The organism is Thermopirellula anaerolimosa (assembly GCF_054657335.1).
The window spans coordinates 1,403,740-1,421,594 of sequence record NZ_BAAHYX010000004.1; the positions used below are offsets into that span (position 1 = coordinate 1,403,740).

Consider the following 17,855-nt stretch of genomic DNA (forward strand, 5'->3'; position numbering starts at 1 on the left):
CGTGCCGAATCGGTCGCCCGCCGAAAACGCCCCTATCTTACGGCAGGTTGCGCCCGACCGCAAACCTTGCTGCCAACGGCGGGACGGGATGTTACAATGGCGTGCGCCATCGTCGCTGCGCGGTCGGGGCGGTGACGCCTCGACGAATTGTCGTGCCGTGCTTTCGGTGAGGTATGCACCTCGAATCGGCTTGAATATTTGACGAATCGAACCGCGGGGAGAATGCTCGCATGACTGCACGAACGGGAGAGATTGTCGGAAGTATGCTGATGGTGGGCGTCGTCGGCTTGACGCTGGGGTTCGCATCCACGACGGTCGCCGAAGAGGCAGCGTCGGACATCGCGCGCCTTTCGCCCGCCGATCCGTTGCCGCCTCCGCCGGTCGGCAAAAAGTGGGTCCTGGTGTGGCACGATGAATTCGACGGCGACAAGATCGACGAGTCCAAGTGGACGATCTACGGGGATTGGGCTCGACGCGACGGCTTTTGGGTCCGCGAAGATTCCTACCTCGACGGCAAGGGTCATTTGGTGATTCGCACCAAGAAAGACGGCGAGCGGTTCACGTCCGGGGCGATCGCCACCCGCGACAAATACGCCAAGAACTTCGGCTATTTCGTTTGTCGCTGCACGCACCCCCAACAACCGGGCCACTGGGCCGCCTTCTGGATGTTCGGATCCGGCGTGGGGCGAGTCGGCGACGAAGGTCGCGACGGCACCGAGATCGACATCATGGAAATGCCCTACCGCGACGGGCGACTGACCTCGAATCTGCACTGGGACGGTTACGGCAAGGACCACAGGCACGCCGGTACGGTCTTCTCCCGGCCTGAGATTCTGGAGGGATTCCACACCTACGGCCTGTGGTGGAAACCGGATGAGTATATCTTCGACGTGGATGGCAAGGAGACGTGGCGATCCTCGGCGGGCGGCGTTTGTCAAGTGCCGCTCTATCTGAAACTGACGGTCGAGATCGGCGAATGGGCGGGTGACACTCGCAAGGCGCAACTGCCCGAGGAATGGCTTATCGACTATGTCCGCGTGTACGACTTGGTCGATGAGTAGAAGTCCGGGCGAAGTACGGCGAACCATCGAAGTAGATGGACTCAACGTGCGGTCGCCGGTGTTTTCGCCGGTTGAGCGGGCCGCGTGATGTCATCCTTCCATTTGGACTTCCAACAAGGCGGTCACGCCCTTTTTGCCGAAGGTGCCCACCAGCGACTCGCCCGCGAAGTTGCAGCCCAAGAAAGCCCGATTTGCCGGGGCGGCCAGGGAGCGATAGAAGACCCATTGCCGCGATCCGAGTTGCACGCGATAGGCGACGGCGGCGTCCGCTGCGACGACCCGCCCACGCTCGGTGACCGTAAGACTCCGCCGGAACGGCGGCGACCGCCGCTCAACATCGTCGCGCGGGAGGATCAGCACGAAGGGGAGGAAGCAGGCCCGCCCTCGGCTCCGGCCGCGCCCGACGGTCATGCCGCTGTGTATCGACGGCGTGCCGTCGCCGGCGGAGGCGTTCTCCGGAGGTATGAGGGGCAGGAACCACGCTGCTGCGGCACCTTCCGCCGCTGGGGCGACGGAAGGCATGCCGTCGGTTCGCACGACCGCCGGGCCGATCTCGCAAGCGGTTTCCACCAACCATTCGGCTCGGCGCGCACTCAAGACGGCATCGGCCGCAAAGAGGACGCCGTCTCGAGTGAGGTACGTGACTTGCCTCTGAAGCCGCACTCCGTGGGATAGCTTCAGTTCGTACTCCCAATGTTCAATTCGGGCGTCGCGATAACGGCACACCTGTTCCCAATCGCTGCGAGGCGCAAGGGTCGCCTCGTTGCGAATGACGGTGGTGAGCCACGGTCCCCGCAACCACGGTTCGGGCGATCCCCAGCGGACCTGCATTTCCCGCTCCCGGCACTCCACGATCGGCTTGGGGCCGAGGGCGCCGCGGGCATTGCGGGGCGGTTGCCTGTCGGATGCCGCCGGATCGCTGGTTCGCAGCATGATCGTCGATCCTCATTGCGTTTCGCAGGAACGGTTCCCGACGCGGTGTTTCGGCCCTTCGCCGCGCGTCCTATAATGAGGCTTGTTCGCCATTCTTTACGACGTGGGTCATCCGAATCAGGAGGTCGTCGGGTGCATTTCGCCGCCAATCCGTCCTCTCGTCCCTCTGGTCGCCGTCGCGGTTGGATGCCTGGAAAGGGTCGGGGCATCTCTCACCGCGGCATGCCGCCGCATCGCCTTGCCGCGGGTGCGTGGCTGGCACTGGGCTTTGTGCTGTGGGGATGCCGTCCGTCGCCGCCGCCCGAACCGGCCTCGCCCGTGCCGGCGGAGCCTTCGGTCGCCGCGGAGACGCCCGCCGACGGTCGCGACGCGACGAAGGCGGCCTCCCACGAATCGAACACGGCACACCTCCAAGAGGTCCTTTCCCTCAGCATACTGGGCGAGAGCGAGTGGAAACAGGGCGATACCGTGACCTTTCGCACGGTGGTCGAAAACAAGGATGAGGTCGCGATTTCCGATCTGGAGTTGCGATGCGAGATTCAATTCGGCCTGACGGACACCATCGGCGAAGGACGATCCCGCGTTCCGTTGGGGGCATTGCCGCCGAGCGGTTTGCGCTCGTACGAAAGCGAGTATTGGGCCACCAAGCCGGGCATCTGGTATGTCAAGGCCGCCCTCTATCGGGAAGACACGCTGATCGAGGCGGCCTCGCGGACGCTGTACATCCGAGAGGCGGCGCAACCCAGCGAACCAAGCCCGACCGAGACGCCCGTCGAGCAGGGACCGCCGCTGGTTGAGAACGCGACCGCATTGACCCGCCTGCATCCGGAGCGGCCGATTTGGGTGGATGCCGAGAAACGGGCCGTGATCCTGATCGGCCGAGTGTGCCAGCGGCAATGTTCCCTGGAACTGTTCGCCTGCGTTCGCAACACCAAGGAACACGAGTCGATCCTCTCCATCGCGGTGCCGCCCAGTTTGGTGCATGCCGGTTTGTTGGCGGCGGGCGCGGAACCGGGCCGACCCGTGCAGTTCTACCCCGAGTATGTCCCCGCAGAAGGCCCCGAGGTGGATATCCGCCTGATTTGGAAGGATGAAAAAGGCGACCTGCAAGAGTCTCGCGCCCAGGAGTGGGTTCGCAACGTTCAGACCGGTCGCGCTCTGGAATACCCCTGGATTTTTACCGGCAGCCAAATGTTGAAGGAGGAAGAGGGTTCGGACAAGGAGTACTACTACGCGGACGCCACGGGAGAGTTGATTTGCGTTTCGAACTTCCCCAGCGCGGTCCTCGATTTGCCCATTCGTAGCAGCGACAGCAACGACGCACTCATGTTCGAGGCCTTCACGGAGCATATTCCGCCGCTAGGGACGGAGGTGACGCTGATCCTTACGCCGAAGCCCGCCGGTTCGACGATGCCCGCGGAATTCGGCGACAATCAGCCTGGCGAGCCCTCGATCGAGGCGCCGACGTCGGCCGAGTCACCCAAGTGACGCGGCGGCGGTGGCCTGGATTGGCGGGCCTTTCACGGGGCACTTCCGGCGGCACCGAAACGGACTTAGAATAGGCGGTTGTGAGGATACCGGCGATTCGCGGCGGACCGGGCGGGGCGGAACCTGTCTCGACGCCCGTCTCGGCATGTTCCGAGCGGGCCGCGCGGCTGGGTTCTTGGCCGGGTTCGTACCGTCGAATCGGCAAGCGGGCAGGGGCAGTTGCGCCCGTAGCTCAATTGGATAGAGCATCGGTCTTCGGAACCGAGGGTTGGGGGTTCGAGTCCCTCCGGGCGCGTTGGATCGCCGCTTGCCGCAACTTCAATCGCCGCAAGCCCTAACCGCTTGTGGCGACTTGCCTTCTGGCCGCAACTCTTGCCCCCGTCGCCACTTCCGCCGGTCGCGGAAACCGATGCTTGCCGACGTCTGGCCTGCCCTTTCCGTGCAAATCGGTGCCAACCGATGCAAAAGGCGGCAAGCAGTATAGCACCCTGGCGCGCACCTCGGGCCCAAAAGTGAGCACCGCGGGAAGCACCGTAAGGTAACCCTACCAGCGGGTCGCCCCGAAGAAATCGCCCTCGGACTGTCGAACCCTCCGTTTGACAACCCCCTTTGGGTGAAAAAACGAGGTTGGGTTCGGGGTTCGAAACGAACCCTGCCGTGTGGCGGCGCAGGTCTCGCACCTGTCGGTCTACGGCCTGGTTGAGGCGGCCGTTCCATCCGACCGCCTGTCGGAGCAACGCGGAGCTTCAGATGTGCAGGCGGGCGCGTAGGCTCGGTGACGAAGCGGCGATAGCGGATGTCCAAGTACCGGCCCCGCTGGAGGAGGCTCGGTCGCTGTTGCATAATGACGCAAGAGCAATTCCCGTTACGGCCTCTTTTTCCGGAGGCTTACAGACCCATGGCGCCAGAAACGCGAAACGATGGCCCCCCCGCTGGGCACCGCCCCGCCGGTTTGCCGCTTGGTTACATCTGTTCATGGCACAGCAGCAAGAAGACCGCGGTTGGGGGAGCGGCCTACCTATCTGTGGACGAGGATGGAAGGCCGATCGAGTTCCTCACAACGGCCCCAGTCGACCCGGACTCTCTGACTCGGGCCCTCTATGGCAGCAGCCTGGTGCGGGTCGTGTTGGAGAAGGCAGTGGGCTCGCTGCTGAAGGAAGTTCGGCAGCGGCCGGTTTGCGTCTTCGTGGACGAGCCGGACCTGTTTCGCCTAAACCCCTCGGCTGAATCCGGTGTCCAACTCGTGCTACTTCAGGCTGCTGAGCCGGCAAGTTCTGAGAAGGGTGGTGGCCAGGAAATCGAGGCTGGAGGCCGCCGATACCGTGTCACTGCTGCGGAACAGCAAGCTTACGAAGTGGCCAAGGGTCTTTTGGAAAAGTTGGCGTGGGACCCCTTAGAGCCTTTTGAGCGATTGCGAAAGGCCAAGGCGGAGCTGGCCTCCTAGTTCTACAGCGTCACTTCTTTGGAGCCACGTTTGGATGTCTTGCGAGCCACGTTTTCCGGTGCGACTCGGTCGCCTGGTCGTTGCGGGCCCGGTAGTAGTCGACCAGATCGCCGGCTTCGTCCAAGCTCAACTGCGGACGCGGCAAAGCGGCCCGAAGCAGACGCATCGCCATGTCGATCGTCAGGTCAGGGACCTTACGCCCGAGATCACGCCGCGTCTGCACGACGTAGAGATGGGCCAGCGCCACCAGGCTCATGTGATGGTGCCAGCTCGTCCACGAACGGGCCTCATAGTCCGCCATCCCCAATTGCCCTTTGGCATCTTCCAGGAACTCCTCGACGCGCCACCGGGAGCCGGTGACCAGGGCCATCGTCTCCAGGGGAACGTCCGCTTCGGCATTGGAGAGGTAGTACTTCACCTCGGGCTTCGCGTCCAACGAGCGACGGATCAAGAGCCAGAGATGGGGACCGGCGTGGCGATGCCGCACCGACCAGACCCGCAGCCGGGCGAACTCGAACACCAGCGGCCCCTTGGCCCCGTCGCGGAGCTCAATCACACGCCACGCCTTCTGCGCAAACGTCTGGGCCAGTTGGCTCACGGGCCAGACCAGTTCGTCCGGCGTCTTGCGCATCGGTTCCTCCGCCCAGACGGTCGTGTTCGCGGGCACTTCGACCAGATAACGCTGGGGGCGGCCTGGCCCAGCGTTTTCGAGGGCGTCGAGGAACGCGCCATCCCGCCCAAACTCCTCGTCGGCCGTGATCCAGTCGAAATGCACGGAACTCCGGGCCACCATCGCCGCGGCGATCTGCGGCTTCGTCTGGAAGGTGATCTCCAGAGGAACGCGCGCCTTCTTCCGCCGGTCGGCGTCCGCGGCCCACGTCGGGGGCAGGTAGAGCTGGTGATCCAACAGCGCCGTCCCCGCCGGAGTCACGCCCAAGAGAAACACGCCGACCTGACAGTTCTCTTGCTTCCCCAATCGTCCGCACCATTGACGGGCGACGCCGACGCTCTCAGTCCCGCGCTTGACGAAGCCCGAGCCGTCCATCACGCCCACCGTGCCGATCGGCCACTGCCGCGCCGTGGGCACGAACTCCTCGTTAAACACCGACTGGATTTCTTGCTGCACCGCCTGGGCCTCCCAAGGAGAGACCGTCAGGAACCGCTGCCAAGCCAACGCGACGCTTGGCGCGATCCGGGCTTGCTCCTCCGACGGCCCGCCAAAGCACAGGGCCATCGGCTCCACGCTCTTGCGGCCATCCGCCAAAAGCAGGCCGCGGAGATATCCCAAGGAATGCTCTCGGGCCTCGCGTCGTCCAAACCAAGGGGCGAAACGCCCGTGCAACTTCACCAACCGTGCCGCCGCAGCGCGCAGTTCGACCGTATCCATGACCAAGTCCTCCTGAAGACTTCCATGAACCGTCGAACTGGCCAGCCCGATCAACCACTCCTCCTATATGCCTCAACAACCCCGAAATCTCCAATAGCAAAGTGATGCTGTAGAACTAGGAAACTGTGAACGATGTGTTGTGTAAGCCGCCTTCGGACAAGAGTGGCCCGGTTCCTTCGCCCAGTGCGTGCTCCAGAAGCGCGCCGGCACTCGATCGGCGGGGTACCAGCGCCGCTCGTCATGCCGGCGCAGCTTCCTCGTCCGCAACATCCCACAGTGAAGGCCGACAGACTACCGACTCTGTCTATTGTGGCAAACCGCCATTATGTTCCAGAAATCGCTAGGCCCATCGTTCGGAAGCTTGATGTCGCCAACGGCCAATTGGCGGGAGCCGTGATCAGAAGGCAGCCCCCTGAGCCGTCCGCAGCGGTGGCGGACGAACCCGAGCAGAATAGCGGTTACCGGGAGCAGGAAACGGTCCTCCCCACTGCCGATCGGCCCTCTCGGGAAAAGGAGAAAACCGGTAAGAATAGGAGACCTCGCACGTACCAGGGGCTCGGCCGAAGTGCGCCGGAGCCCCAAGACAGCAAGCGCCGGGCACCGTGCTCGGGCAGCGGGAAGCCTGCCCCGCGCGATCGCTCTCTTCCCCTCGAAGTCCGCCTCCGGTTTGATCGTGGTGGGTTCTGCACGATTTCCCTCATCGCAAAGCGATGCCAGGGCCTTCCCGAGGAGATTACCGTCGCCGCTCAATCCGGCGAACTGGAGCTTTCGGCGATGCAGGATGAGTGGTATCAGGACATCGTCCCAGACGACGTTTCAGGCATTCTGCGGGACGGTACGGTATGGACGCAGAAAGGGACGGTTGAGCGGTGCAGTTGGTCACTCAGCGGCCGCAAGCTGTACGTGCTGGCAGCTCGATCGGACATCAGCGGATTCGTCTCGCAGGCTTGTTTGGAGTTGGGCCGTGAGCACGCCGTGCTATGCAGCGCAGAGATCAGGAGCCGCGTCGAGCAAGCGATCGAGGACACGGGTGCGGCACCCGCCAGTATATTCGATGATTCGCTAGGAGCCCCACCGGGGTGGGTTGTCTTTCGGGGCGTGGTTCCGAGAAAGCCGGTTACGCCGGTGGGTGAGGCGGATATATTCAATGCGCTCAGGCCTCTTCCTCGGATCGAAATCAGCTTAGAGGGCGGAATCCGTGTCGAATACGCGAACTGGCTTGAAGGCTATCCGCCATGCATCCGCGTGTACGGTGATCCGGAACATCCTGCGGAGGTTCGCATCGATGGACAGGTGGCCGTGTGCGGAGACGACGGGAGCTACCGAGCCCCGGGGTGGGATTCCACCGGCTCGCACACCGTGTGGTGTTCGGGCATTAGCAGAACCTATTCGGTTGTTCCCTTCGCCGGCGCCTGGGATTGGTGGGATGCATATGCTTTCCCCGTGAGCAGCGGCTCAAAGGGACGTATCGGCATATGCGGGCCAATGGTACGGTGGGTGTCAGACGGGCCTGAAAGTTGTTCCTCCCTTTGTGTTCCAGAATCAAACTCCGTAATTCTGGGCCGGGCCCCGGGGCAGATTGTGGTGGCAGAAGCCGTATCGGGCGTGCGCGGGGCCCTATCCATTGCGTCTCCGCCGTTCTGCCCTGTGTGGGCATTGCCGCGCGATCCCTTGCGTTCGGACAAGCAGCTCGCGCGCGTTCTTCTGGTTGGAGAGCCGCGCCCCCCTGAAACAACAAGGCATCAAAACCCAAGAGCAACCGCTGCGCATCACGATGTTTCCGTCGAGGACTGGTGCCGCCTAATCCTGGACGCCAGCCGGAAAGGAATGAGGACGCAACCTGACAGCGAATCTGTGAGGGCTTTGTGGCTTGAATACAAGCGCCTTGCCCGCCGAATCTGGAGAAGCCGCAAGTGAGCCTTGACGATCTCCTGATCTGGATGTCCGCGCGCGGCCGGGGGTCATGGCCGCAGTTTCGCGCCGCTGTGGAGCAGTTCCATGTCGAGCCGGAAAACGGTGGCGCGGACGCAGAGAACGCAGGAGACATCACAGCCAACGATCTCCCTCTCTACCAGTGTGTTCGCCTGAACCTTCAAAGGCTGGCGCACGTCGAGTTCGCCTCTTCTACTGCAAGCCCAGAATGGCGAGTCGTACCGCCTTCGCTTGCCATCAGCGATCATGGTGGGCGCCCCCGGGGGGTCTTGTGTGGTGCCCGTTTTCCTGCTTTGATCGACAGGATTAGCCGGCTGAAGGGCGTGGACTGGGACACTCAGGAGATCGCAGGTATGCCCCACTGCATACGGCTATGCGGACCAGATGTTGAAGCGGTGCGGGACGCAGCGAAGATGCTCGGCGTGAGCGCCGTGATTCAAGCTCCCGTTGGGCTGCTTTCAGCAATTCCACCGGTCGATGACCCAAGAAGCCGGTTCCCGGCTGACCCGCCCGGCGGACCGGGCTGGGTCGTCGAGAGGTTCGTTTCTTCCGGGTTGCGATGGACGACTCGCCACGCGAAAGAGAATCGCGATCTGGAGCCCAGGGATATAGCCCAGTGCCAAGCGGGCCTATATCGATTTCGGATGAAGTACCAGCGGTTTCATTTTCTCCGCTGGCGCGGAAGGACATTCGGCGTGCCTGTTCAGGTGGGAAAGTATGCCATTCTCCGGCACGAGCGGGTTCGGAAGGTCGTGTGGTACAACCGCGAGAGGGCTGTGCTTTCGCTTCCGGCCATTTGCAGGCCACCGGTTCTAATTGAAAGGGCGCTCGTGCTAAGTTCCGGGCTTCTTCCGCGCTTCGACGAAGGCTCTCGCCGCCTTGAGTACACGGAAGTGCCGCTCGGCATCGCCCAGCTTGCCGCAGGCCTTCTTCGCCAGGAGATTCAGTTCCGATGAATCCGCTTCGGCTGTTCGAAAACTTGAGGGACATGTACCTCCGCTATCTGGACAGTCCCTTCGATCTCAGATACCCGGATCTCACTGCCGAGCGGCGCCAGCTCCTTGACCAGGATGGGAGGATCTATCGCTATCCGCTCATTGAACCTGTCCCAGCGTACCAGAGTTCCGGGCAGTCGTTCAGCCAGGCGGCCCAGTCGCTCCTTGCAGGGATCTGGCAACCTAAGGAAGTGGCGGACGCGGCGAGCTTCATTTCGCAGGGCCTATTCCCCCCCGATTGGGTTCTTTATCAGCATCAGCGCGACGTTTTTGAGCAGGTGGTGGTCAACGGCCGCGACGCCGTGGTGACGACTGGGACTGGCTCCGGAAAGACAGAGTGTTTCCTGCTGCCAGCCGTCGCGTCGATAGTGCGAGAGTCAGCTACTTGGCCTGCCCCCGGCCAGAGACCGGTACAGTGGGACTGGTGGAACCACTTCACGATGCAAGGCACAAGCCGCCGGTGGGCCCCGAGGATCGCGCAGCGCGGGCATGAAACGCGGCCCGCCGCGATCCGGGCGCTAATCCTCTATCCCCTGAACGCGCTTGTGGAGGACCAACTCGCGAGGCTCCGCGAGGCTCTCGATAGCCCCGGAGCGCGCGCTTGGCTTCAGGCAAACCGCCAAGGAAATCTGATTTACTTCGGCAGGTACACCGGCAGGACCCCGGTATCCGGGGATCGCACATCTTCAAATACGGCCCGCCTCCGGAACGAACTGCGGAGTATCCACCAGGACGCCCAGGCCGTCGCCGACAGCGCAGCTGAACGCTACTTCCAGAAGATGGATGGCGCGGAAATGTGGTCCCGGTGGGACATGCAAGACTCGCCGCCAGATATCCTCATTACCAATTACTCGATGCTTAACATCATGCTGATGCGAGCCATCGAGACCCCCATCTTCGAGCAGACAAGGCGGTGGCTGGCAGGATCGCCCGATCGCATCTTCTACCTGATCGTGGACGAACTCCATACTTACCGGGGTACACCGGGCACGGAGGTGGCGTACCTGCTCCGCGTACTCCTAGATCGCATCGGGCTCGCGCCAGACTCCGCCCAGCTTCGCATCATATCATCTAGCGCCTCTCTTGAAAGCGGCCCGCAGGGCCTCCAATACCTGGAGCAGTTTTTCGCAAGGAGCCGCACCAGGTTCCAGGTGATTGGCGGGCCTGCCTACGTTGTCCCGCCAAGTCCGGGAGCCCAAGCCGTGCTGGCTTCCCATGCTGGTGCTTTCGCGCAGTTTGCGCAGGCCGTGAATAGCGGCGGTGCGGCTTGCGTGCCGCAGGCGGCTACTTCGCTGAGTGCGGCCGTGGGCGCACCAGTGGGGGCCAGCATCGCGCCAGCGGAGGAGATTCTCAATTCGGCGCTTCTCCATGTCCAAGCGCCGGATGCATTACGGCTAGCTTGCACAGCCGGCCAGCAGATCATTCCTCGCACCCCGGCCGAGCTATCTCAGGCGTTATTCCCCGGTGTCTCGGCCCAGCAGGCTCAGCTCGCGGCGGACGGATTCCTTACAGCCCTCTGCCACGCCTGGAACAGTGCGGGGGTCGCTCCCCTGCCCCTGCGCGTACATCTTATGTTTCGGAACCTGCAGGGCCTCTGGATCTGCACAGATCCGAATTGCAGCCAGGCGGCCCCCCGTTCATCTCCCTGCCCTGCAGGGGCAATTCATTATTTGCCGACGCTAACCTGCCCGTGCGGCGCCAGGGTTCTCGAACTCCTTTACTGCGAGGCCTGCGGCGAAATCTTCTTGGGTGGCTACCGCCGGGAGACTGGTAATCCGAATGAGTGGTATCTAAGTCCTGATCATCCTAACCTGGAGGCTGCCCCAGATCTGGCATCATTTGATCGTGATTACGACCGATACGCTGTGTTCTGGCCTGCTACTGGCGGCTTGGCACCGGCATCGGCTGCTTGGACCCAAGACGGGATTCAGCGAACTTGGCGTGCCGCGAATCTCGATCCGCTCGATGGCCGCGTGGGGCTGGGAGGGGCTCAAGGGGGTGTAGCCGGCTTCCTGTACTACGTACCCTCCATTCATGGGACAAATCCGCCGCCTGCCGGAGCCGGGCGCGAGCCTTATCCCGCGCGGTGCCCGCGGTGCGACGCGGATTGGTCGGGCCGGACCATGGTGCGTTCCCCAATTCGCACCCAGCGCACTGGCTTCCAAAAGATCGCCCAGGTACTTTCGGATGGGCTTCTCCGCGACCTTTCCCAGCCGCCTCTTTCCACCGAGCGAAAGCTAGTCGTATTCTCAGACAGTCGGCAGGACGCGGCAAAACTCTCCGCAGGGATGAGATTCTCCCATTACCGGGATGCGTTGCGGCAAGCGCTTATGTCCGCGATGCAGCAGCAGGCCACCGGACCTCAAGCATTTGACGCGCAGTACCGCGGGCAGGCGCTGGCACCCGATCAGCAACGGGCGGCGGCGGCGTTTCAGGTGGAGCACCCGCAGGACGCAACCACCATCGCGTTGGCCGCCAATCCGGCGACCGCAGGACTGCCTTCAGGAGCTAATCCGGCGGTGACGAATCAACAGGCGGCCCAGCAGATATTGCAGCGTGCGGCGAGCGGACCGTTCCGCGTCACCCGAATGGCCGCGGATGCCGCGGCGCGGTTGCTGGCGGAAGGCATGAATCCCGCGGGTTACGGAAAAGACTGCCTGTGGACTGACCCGCAAAACCTCGCAGGTAGTTGGCGCGACCTCTACAACTGGCCCCCAAACGGCCAGCCGGCAGCTAAGGCACAAGGGCAGCTTACCCAACCTCAGCGCGATCATTTGCAACGAATCCAGGACCGCTCGGCCGCCGAGCTGATGGACATCCTCTTCGCATCGGGTAGGCGGAGCATCGAATCGCTGCTTCTTGCCCTCCCGACTACGGATAGAATCTCGATTCCTGCCGCTTCGAACCTTGTCCAAGAAGGAGTTGACGGGACGATCCGCTTGCTTGGGTCCCGGAAGCGGTTGTCCACCCATCCGTGCTCATCGCAGAACTCGGTCCCGGGTTATGTGGCTGGATATCTCACGGCAATTGCCCAGCAAAACGGCATGCCACCGAATGCCTTTATTCAACACGTCATCAACCACATGTCGGCTACCGGCTGCCTGAACACAGCGCATTACTATCTGGAGGTAGCCTCGCTGTGCCTTCAGCCCGCGGGCCCCTTTTTCTACGAGTGCCCGCAATGCCGCAGGATTCACCTGCACCGCTCCGGGGGCGTGTGTACTGACTGCTGGTCTCCACTGGGCCCGCCCCAGCCGACCGCTAGCGCTCAGCTCTCGCCGGACTACTACAGCTACCTGGCAACCCAAGCGGGCGACCTATTTCGGCTCAATTGCGAAGAGCTGACCGGGCAGACCAACAAGGAGGATGCCAGAAGGAGGCAGCGCTTGTTCCAGGGGATCTGCCTGCCCGCCCCGAGGGAAAACCCTCTCGCCGACCCGGTTGACCTCCTGAGTGTAACGACCACGATGGAAGCCGGCGTTGATATCGGGTCTCTGCTTGCCGTCATGATGGCGAACATGCCCCCGATGCGCTTCAACTACCAGCAGCGGGTCGGCCGGGCAGGGCGCCGCGGATCTGGCATGTCGGTCGCCCTGACAATGTGCCGCGGGCGAAGCCATGATGACTATTACTTCCAGCGGCCACAGAGGATCACTTCCGACCCGCCTCCCCAGCCCTACGTGGACATGCGGCGGGAGAACATCATCAATAGAGTTCTTGCAAAGGAGGTTTTGCGGCAAGCCTTTGCTGCGCTAAACTTATTCGGCGCCGGCGGAAGTGAAAGCGTTCATGGTGAGTTCGGCAGCGCATCTGGCTGGACTCAGGCGCCGGCGCAGCTTCCCCCCGGTGTTCCTCCGGGTGCCACCGTAGCTGAACTGGTCCAAGACTGGATTCAGCGCAACGCCATGGAGGTCGCTAGGATTTCTGACGTGTTGCTCGCCTACGCAGATCCCGTCCTCCGGGCACAGCGGCCATCCTTGATCCAGTACTGCATCAATGACCTCGTGCCCGCTGTTACGGCTGTGTCGGCCGATCCCCGTTACACGCAATCGGCTCTAAGCGAGCGGCTCGCCAATGCGGGAACCCTGCCGATGTTCGGGTTTCCCACCCGCATCAGGTTCCTGTTTCACGAGCGGCCGCGCCGCGCCTATCCCTGGCCGCCAGATGATGTTGTTGATCGCGAGCTAGACATTGCGATTAGCCAGTTCGCGCCGGGCTCTGAAACTGTCAAGGACGGGCTCATACACACCGCCATTGGCGTGGTGAACTACTGCCCTCAGGGGAACAACGTGGTGGAGGAACCGGGGCCACTCGGCCCCGCCATTGAAGTAGGCCTTTGCGCGAGTTGCCAAGCAGTAGATGACTCCCAGCCGCCCCCGCCTTCATGTGTAGTGTGCGGCGCAACTCAATCGCAGAGCCCTGGTTATCGAGTGGTCCGCCTGGCGCAGCCCGCAGGCTTCCGGACTTGGTACGGGAGCAGCCGGGACTTCGATGGTGTTTTCGAATGGACCCCGCGCGCCTCGCGCCCGAAGATGGGGATTACGCTCTCGCGTGCCCAATCCAGGGCGAACTTCGAAGTGCGGGCCGACCAGGAGACGGTCTACGTTCTGAACGACAACGATGGCCGGCTGTTTAGATTTGAGAAGCTTTCACAGGGGGAGACCTGGGTTACCCGTGCTGCTCTCGACGCCAGCGGCATCAATAATCCTCCTATCGATATGGCAGCCGGCGCCGACGACCGCGCTCTCGCCTCGGTAAAAGTGACCGATGTAATGGTTTTGGGTATAGCAAATTGGCCGGTCGGCTTGCGAACATCGCCCGCCGGCCCGGGAGGGCTTGAAGTGCGAGCAGCGTTGTTCTCAGCCGGTTTCCTCCTTCGGCGGGCGGCTGCGGACTACCTCGATGTGCATGAATGGGAAATCAAGGTTGGCCTCCGGGTGGTTCGCAATGCGGCTGGAAGCATCATTGGCCAGATCTTCATCTCGGACAGCCTCGAGAACGGCGCAGGTTATGCGTCCCTTCTGGGGCAGCCGCAGGAGACAGAGCGCCTCCTCCGATATGTATTGGGACAGCCGCCCCTACCGCCCACCTTCTACGGGTTTCTCGTAAGTGCTCAACACGCTGGGCCGGGCGCGAATGCATGCAGGACGTCGTGCCCCGACTGCCTGCGCGACTTCAGCAACCTGCCCTACCACCCGATCCTTGACTGGCGCCTGGGTCTGGATATCGTTCGGCTTGCCCTCGATCCCGCAGCCCCAATTGACTTCTCGGTCCCTTACTGGCAGGGGCTCGACGCAGCGGTCGCCGGTCCCTACTACGCAGCCATGCCCGGCTGGCAGCAGATCACGATAGGCGGCCTTCAGGCGGGCCGCCGCGGAAATGTCGTCGAGATCATTACTCATCCCTTGTGGGAGCGAGATCCCATCTACCTGGGGCCGCAACTTGCTGCGGCCTATGCGCAGGCTATAGCGGGAGGAAACCAAGTACGGTTCAAGTCGCTGTTCGAGGTTTTGAGAAGGCCATTCTGATTCCAGGTTCAAGAGCGGTGGCCATGGCTCCAGAAGCGCTTCGACTGAGACCAATCGAGGCTGTCAGCCCGACGCTTGTGGAGGCGCTTCGTCTGTGCAAATTGCGCGCGGGGTTGTCCCGTGCGGAGAACGCCGACCAGTATGTCTTAGGAAATCCAAAAGCCTGGCTTGGAACGGCCTACCACGCCGTCTTGGAAGCAGCCGGTTCAGATGCCTCTGGCAACCTCGAGGTCCGGGCTCCGGCGCTGTGGGACCTGGCTATCCAGCGTGAGTATAGCAGGGCCCGTGTCCACCGTTTGGACAGACGCTTCGGCCCGCCGGAATCGTGGCCTGGGTATCACGTGGTGGCTGCGATGGCTTTCGTTCGGGCCAAGGAACTTGCGGAGAGGGAAGCGAGCCAGAGAGCGGAAAAGGCCCGCTGTGCACTGCCGGGCGACATCCTTCGTGAGAAGACGTTTTCAGGGGCGGATGGGCGAATCGTGGGGCGCCCCGATATGGTGCGCCCTGGCGAAATCGTCGACTTCAAGTCCGGGGAGATCTTCGCAGAAGGGGACCAAGAACAGGTCAAAGGCTCTTACGTGCGGCAGCTTCGCATATACGGGTTTCTAGTTCGAGAAACGCTCGGGTGGTGGCCGCGAAGAGGTGTGCTTCTCCCGATGATCGGCTCTCTGGTGGAGGTTGATCTTGAGCCGGGCGCTTGTGAAAAGGAAGCGGCAGATGCGCTCCGATTGCTGGGGGAATACAACGCCGCCATCGCTCGCGGCCACGACCCGGCCGATCTTGCCTCGCCTTCAGCGGCAACCTGCCGCTGGTGCCCGTTCCAACTCTACTGCCCGGCGTTCTGGAATCATGTACGGCCGGAATGGGCCGGCGACCTTCTTGCAGGCGCACTTGCCGGTGTAGCGGAAGAGCAGGCATCGTGGATTCACAATGGCTTGGCCTTATCGCTCTCGGTGCTCGTCGACCAGGGAACTGTCCCCGCTAACCAGAGAATATCGTTGTTTCCACTCGATGGCCTGATGCATCCGGACGTGCTGGAGGTGAAGGCGGCAGACCGAGTGCGCGCCACAGGATTGTTTCAGCGATCCGACCGCAGCCTTGTGGCTACGAAACGAACCATGATAGGCCTTGAAAGAAACCTTCCTGAGATCAAGGCCGGAGCTTAGGCAGGGAACCTTGGTCTGTGCGACCACAGCCAAGCTAGCCCCACGAGCGGCTCTTGCCGGACTCCTTGGTTAGCCTCTCAGAGACTATCGCGCACTCCGATTCGCCGGCAGTATTGCCGGATAGGGCACGCAGAGCACTTTGGGGAACCGGTAGTGCAGAGCTCCCTGCCGAGCGAGACCATGTTGACGTGAAGGTTGAAACGCAGATGCGGCGGGACCTTCCCTTGTAGCCTGTCCATGTCCTTCGGCGAGCACGAACCATCAGGCCGCGTCGGGCGCACCCAGCCGAGCCGTCGGCAGACTCGCCAGCAATGCACGTCCACTGGGAACACCTGCCTATCTAGGGAATACATCATGACGCACCGAGCTGTCTTCTTCCCCACACCCTTTAGCGAGGTGAGAAAACGCTCGCACTCCCCGTCTCCAAATCTCCTCAAGGGCGCAAGCGTCGGCTTTCCAAACCGAGTAATGATTTGCTCAAGCAACTGCTTGATCTTGTGAGCCTTCTGCCTCGATAGCCCGCCGTCTGCAATTACCTGTGCCACCGCGTCTTCAGGTGCTCCGGCTAGCGCTCGGAACGTGGGGAACGCGCGCCGCAATGCTGCGAATGTGCCGCGGTACAGGTTCTCGTTCGTTTGGATGCTACAGAGAATGAACAGCAACTCCTCAAGCGGGTTCCGCCGGTTGTAGTGCGGCCAATTCCCGTAGCGAGCCGACAGCAGGCGGGCTATCCTTGCGACATTCGGGGCAAATGCGCGGCTTTTGTTCATCGGCTCCCGGCGGGTGCTCCGGCCTCCAGAAAATGCCTTAGTTGGGCGCCAACGAGTTCGGCCATCCTGCAGGGAACCCCATTGCAGACCAGCTTGAACTTGGCGGAGAGGGGGAAACTTTCGGGCAGCACGTACTCGTCGGGCACAGATTGAATCCGCAGCACCTCGCGCACCGAGAGGCGGCGAGGTTTCCAAGGGTGCAGGTGGACCTCCTGGTTTCCGTACCAGACCGTTGGGCTGTAGCGGTACCTGTGCAGCCGCTTGAACGACTTGCTGGAGACGTCTCCTTCCCGGCGCTGCCAAAACTTCTCGGAGTAGGCATGAAAGTACTCGCGCCCATTGGGGAGCGCCTCCGGATCACCATCGCCTAGCAGCGGCTGGTACGCAGTCAATTCGATGGGGATCTCGGCCGGCTTGGCCGGCGTTCCCCCAAACGGATCGGTAGTCGGCCAAGGCAGCGATCGGGCTGCCGCGTAGCGCTCGATTCGCGGCCAAGGGAACCAGCCTGTCTCCTTGGCGCATAGCTTGCGGCCCAGCGCCCGGTCCGCTATGCCTTTCCGGACACCGACGACAAACAGGCGCTCTCGGCTTTGAGGGATTCCCAGCTCAAGGGCATCCAGCACCTTCAGGTCAATCGCATAGTTGGCGCCGTTCCGCAGCATGGAAATCTGCGAGCTGAGAAAACGGTGGTGCTTGCTGAATTTCCACAGCCCCGAGACGTTCTCCATGAGGAAGAAATGCGGGCGCATCCGCAGTATCATCTCCGCGAACGTCCGGGTCAGCCTGCCATTCTCGCCCCCGCCCCCGGCATGCTTGCCCCCGTTACTGAAATCTGGGCACGGCGGCCCGCCAACGACCCCAAACAAGCCCGCCCCGCAGTTTTTCAGCCCCTCGCGGAGCACGGCGCGGGCGTTCAGGTCAACGATGCTGGCACGGCTGCTGATCTTAGCGGACGCAGCAGTCCGCTTCTGGCTTTTCCGCCATGCGGTCATCGCCGACTCGTACATGTCCGCGAAAGCCGGGTTATTTTCGTTGGTCCAGACAACCGAAAAGCCAGCCTGCTCGAGGCCCAAGTCAAGGAAACCGCCGCCTGTGAAGAATGAGAAAACGGGAATCGCTGGCATCCTGCACACCCCTGGGGCGTCATCCAC

General features: G+C 62.5%; 10 protein-coding genes and 1 tRNA gene. 7 read left to right on the forward strand and 4 right to left on the reverse strand.

The genetic code is table 11. From position 1 onward, the window contains the following. The first annotated feature begins 230 nt into the window (after positions 1-230). Positions 231-1,061 (forward strand): glycoside hydrolase family 16 protein, encoded by an 831-nt coding sequence (locus ACYQ6J_RS05820; RefSeq protein WP_460183256.1) that lies wholly within the window; start codon positions 231-233, stop codon positions 1,059-1,061. 90 nt (positions 1,062-1,151) lie between these two features. On the opposite strand, the gene ACYQ6J_RS05825 is transcribed toward ACYQ6J_RS05820, so the two are convergent. Further along, on the reverse strand, positions 1,152-1,994 hold the full coding sequence (locus tag ACYQ6J_RS05825) for a hypothetical protein (protein ID WP_460183257.1): 843 nt from the start codon (positions 1,992-1,994) through the stop codon (positions 1,152-1,154). Between the two features lie 132 nt (positions 1,995-2,126). Between ACYQ6J_RS05825 and ACYQ6J_RS05830 the strand changes: the two genes are divergently transcribed. From ACYQ6J_RS05830 to ACYQ6J_RS05840, 3 genes are all read left to right on the forward strand, one after another. Further along, a complete protein-coding gene (locus tag ACYQ6J_RS05830) occupies positions 2,127-3,482 on the forward strand; it encodes a YdjY domain-containing protein (RefSeq protein WP_460183258.1) in 1,356 nt (451 codons plus the stop codon). Between the two features lie 221 nt (positions 3,483-3,703). Beyond that, positions 3,704-3,777: transfer RNA gene (locus tag ACYQ6J_RS05835), tRNA-Arg, on the forward strand. A 603-nt stretch (positions 3,778-4,380) separates the two neighbouring features. After that, positions 4,381-4,926 (forward strand): hypothetical protein, encoded by a 546-nt coding sequence (locus tag ACYQ6J_RS05840; RefSeq protein WP_460183259.1) that lies wholly within the window; start codon positions 4,381-4,383, stop codon positions 4,924-4,926. A gap of 10 nt (positions 4,927-4,936) precedes the next feature. Here ACYQ6J_RS05840 and ACYQ6J_RS05845 read toward each other — a convergent pair whose 3' ends face one another. Continuing rightward, positions 4,937-6,313, reverse strand: a complete 1,377-nt coding sequence (locus ACYQ6J_RS05845; RefSeq protein WP_460183260.1) for an IS701 family transposase — start codon at positions 6,311-6,313, stop codon at positions 4,937-4,939. A 1,913-nt stretch (positions 6,314-8,226) separates the two neighbouring features. On the opposite strand from ACYQ6J_RS05845, the gene ACYQ6J_RS05850 reads away from it, so the two are divergent. From ACYQ6J_RS05850 to ACYQ6J_RS05860, 3 genes are read left to right on the forward strand one after another with little or no spacing between them, the layout of a single operon-like run. Continuing rightward, on the forward strand, positions 8,227-9,201 hold the full coding sequence (locus ACYQ6J_RS05850; protein ID WP_460183261.1) for a hypothetical protein: 975 nt from the start codon (positions 8,227-8,229) through the stop codon (positions 9,199-9,201). After that, a complete protein-coding gene (locus tag ACYQ6J_RS05855) occupies positions 9,198-14,768 on the forward strand; it encodes a DEAD/DEAH box helicase (RefSeq protein ID WP_460183262.1) in 5,571 nt (1,856 codons plus the stop codon). Before ACYQ6J_RS05850 ends, ACYQ6J_RS05855 begins: the two co-directional genes overlap by 4 nt. 23 nt (positions 14,769-14,791) lie before the next feature. Further along, complete coding sequence (locus ACYQ6J_RS05860) at positions 14,792-15,934, forward strand: PD-(D/E)XK nuclease family protein (RefSeq protein ID WP_460183263.1); 1,143 nt, start codon at positions 14,792-14,794, stop codon at positions 15,932-15,934. 77 nt (positions 15,935-16,011) lie between these two features. On the opposite strand, the gene ACYQ6J_RS05865 is transcribed toward ACYQ6J_RS05860, so the two are convergent. Both ACYQ6J_RS05865 and ACYQ6J_RS05870 read right to left on the reverse strand, forming a co-directional pair. Next, positions 16,012-16,704 carry an endonuclease III domain-containing protein gene (locus ACYQ6J_RS05865; protein WP_460183264.1) on the reverse strand — a complete coding sequence of 231 codons (693 nt, stop codon included), beginning with the start codon at positions 16,702-16,704 and terminating at the stop codon, positions 16,012-16,014. Continuing rightward, positions 16,701-17,828, reverse strand: coding sequence for a DNA cytosine methyltransferase (locus ACYQ6J_RS05870; RefSeq protein ID WP_460183265.1), 1,128 nt, complete (start codon positions 17,826-17,828; stop codon positions 16,701-16,703). Before ACYQ6J_RS05870 ends, ACYQ6J_RS05865 begins: the two co-directional genes overlap by 4 nt. Between the last annotated feature and the right edge of the window lie 27 nt (positions 17,829-17,855).

Excerpts from the sequence above, each read along its gene's own strand:
- ACYQ6J_RS05870 (WP_460183265.1), bottom strand. The coding sequence starts at position 17,828 with ATGCCAGCGATTCCCGTTTTCTCATTCTTCACAGGCGGCGGTTTCCTT.
- ACYQ6J_RS05840 (WP_460183259.1), top strand. The coding sequence starts at position 4,381 with ATGGCGCCAGAAACGCGAAACGATGGCCCCCCCGCTGGGCACCGCCCC.
- ACYQ6J_RS05865 (WP_460183264.1), bottom strand. The coding sequence starts at position 16,704 with ATGAACAAAAGCCGCGCATTTGCCCCGAATGTCGCAAGGATAGCCCGC.
- ACYQ6J_RS05820 (WP_460183256.1), top strand. The coding sequence starts at position 231 with ATGACTGCACGAACGGGAGAGATTGTCGGAAGTATGCTGATGGTGGGC.
- ACYQ6J_RS05860 (WP_460183263.1), top strand. The coding sequence starts at position 14,792 with ATGGCTCCAGAAGCGCTTCGACTGAGACCAATCGAGGCTGTCAGCCCG.
- ACYQ6J_RS05855 (WP_460183262.1), top strand. The coding sequence starts at position 9,198 with ATGAATCCGCTTCGGCTGTTCGAAAACTTGAGGGACATGTACCTCCGC.
- ACYQ6J_RS05845 (WP_460183260.1), bottom strand. The coding sequence starts at position 6,313 with ATGGATACGGTCGAACTGCGCGCTGCGGCGGCACGGTTGGTGAAGTTG.
- ACYQ6J_RS05825 (WP_460183257.1), bottom strand. The coding sequence starts at position 1,994 with ATGCTGCGAACCAGCGATCCGGCGGCATCCGACAGGCAACCGCCCCGC.